Annotated in this window: 3 protein-coding genes; 1 reads left to right on the top strand and 2 read right to left on the bottom strand. The window is 43.4% G+C overall.

Annotated features, from left to right (window positions below; genetic code table 11):
* A partial coding sequence (locus tag G4P69_RS39710) for a bifunctional ornithine acetyltransferase/N-acetylglutamate synthase (protein WP_243903132.1) occupies nucleotides 1–364 on the top strand: 364 nt, incomplete at its 5' end.
* On the opposite strand, the gene G4P69_RS34055 is transcribed toward G4P69_RS39710, so the two are convergent.
* Together G4P69_RS34055 and G4P69_RS34050 are read right to left on the bottom strand one after the other, a co-directional pair.
* Nucleotides 361–990 (bottom strand): GDSL-type esterase/lipase family protein, encoded by a 630-nt coding sequence (locus tag G4P69_RS34055; RefSeq protein WP_208354317.1) that lies wholly within the window; start codon nucleotides 988–990, stop codon nucleotides 361–363. The two genes, G4P69_RS39710 and G4P69_RS34055, sit on opposite strands and share 4 nt — an antisense overlap.
* A 57-nt stretch (nucleotides 991–1,047) precedes the next feature.
* Nucleotides 1,048–1,457: cobaltochelatase subunit CobN (locus tag G4P69_RS34050; RefSeq protein ID WP_208354315.1), on the bottom strand; the 410-nt coding region annotated here is incomplete at its 5' end.

The raw sequence follows: 1,457 nt of genomic DNA, 5'->3' as shown, positions 1-1,457 counted from the left end.
TACGGTCGATCAGGCAGCTACTTATGCCCAAGCTAAGCGAGTTGCTAAAGCTATTGTCAATTCGCCTTTAGTAAAGACAGCAATTCATGGAGCAGACCCGAACTGGGGGCGAGTGGCAATGGCAATCGGCAAGTGTTCTGACGACACTGATATTGATCAACAACGCGTAGTAATTCGGTTTGGTAATCTACAAGTCTATCCTAGTGAGCCCAAGCCCGATATTCTTGATCGACTTAAAGCGATCATGGCAGATGAAAAGGTAGGCGTTCATGTGAGCCTGAATACAGGTAAGGCGAGTGCAACTGTATGGGGATGTGCTCTTTCAGAAGGTTACGTAAAGCTTAACAGTCAGTACTCAACCTAACCTAGCAAAGCAGTAAACCAATTTAACCACCCATCCCAGGATTGTACAATTTCTGCAAATTCTGCATAACCAGCTGCTCTAGGATGGGCACCATCATTAGCTTTTGCTTCCGTTAGCCAGATTGGAGAGTTCACCAATTTGGAAAATATATTGAGATATGGAACATTAAGTTCATTGCAAACCAACGCAAATTCCTCTGATAGATTAGCTAGTATTTGATTTCTTTTTTCTTGATTGACATCGCCACAGGGCGGGGGACCCACCATCAAGATGGGGTAGTGCTGCTTTGCTTCGCTCAAAATGTTGCGAGTATTCTCCAGCGACTCGGCTAACTCTATCCCCTGTTGAATACCATTGCTTCCGGTGTCATTCACTCCAAAGGAAAAAATAACTCTACAGTCGTATTCTTTGGGTAGACGATAAAAGACTTCTGATTGCCAACGCTGCTTTAAATAACGACTAGTTTCTCCTCGAACACCTAAATTGTAGTAAGTAATCTCGTATCCTTTTCGATTCGTATGGGCACATACTCTGCCAGTCCAACCCAGGCACTCTGGATCTCCCGTGCCATTGATAAAAGATTCACCAACGAAACAGATTCTAATTTCTTTGAGAGATTCTGACATGACAAAATCATTTTGACGAGAGTAAAGGTTTGCTTTTTCTCACTTTATAGCGCTAACCTAGTTAACACCTTCAATTTCTTCATCTGTCAACTCATATAGATCTCGCAACTTATCTAACTTCTCCTCACTAGCTTGCCAAAAACCTCGCCCGTGCGCTTCTAACATTCTGCTGACAACATTGCGAAAAGCTTCAGGATTGCTTTTACGCAACTTTTCTGCCATTTCTGGATCTAGGGCGTAAGTATCCGCAGCTTGATCATAAACCCAATCATCAGTAAAATCTGCTGTACCACCCCAACCAATTAACGCTGTCATGCGTTGGGAAATTTCAAATGCACCGCCAGAACCTTGATTCGCCATTGCTTGCGCCCATTTTGGGTTGAGTAACTTCGTGCGATACTCCATCCGCAGCAGATCATCTAAATTACGGGGTGTGGTATCTTTGGAGAAACTTTCTACAAAACTGG

The organism is Aetokthonos hydrillicola CCALA 1050, assembly GCF_017591665.1.
Classification (GTDB): domain Bacteria; phylum Cyanobacteriota; class Cyanobacteriia; order Cyanobacteriales; family Nostocaceae; genus Aetokthonos; species Aetokthonos hydrillicola.
This window is presented reverse-complemented; position numbering and strand designations above follow the sequence as displayed.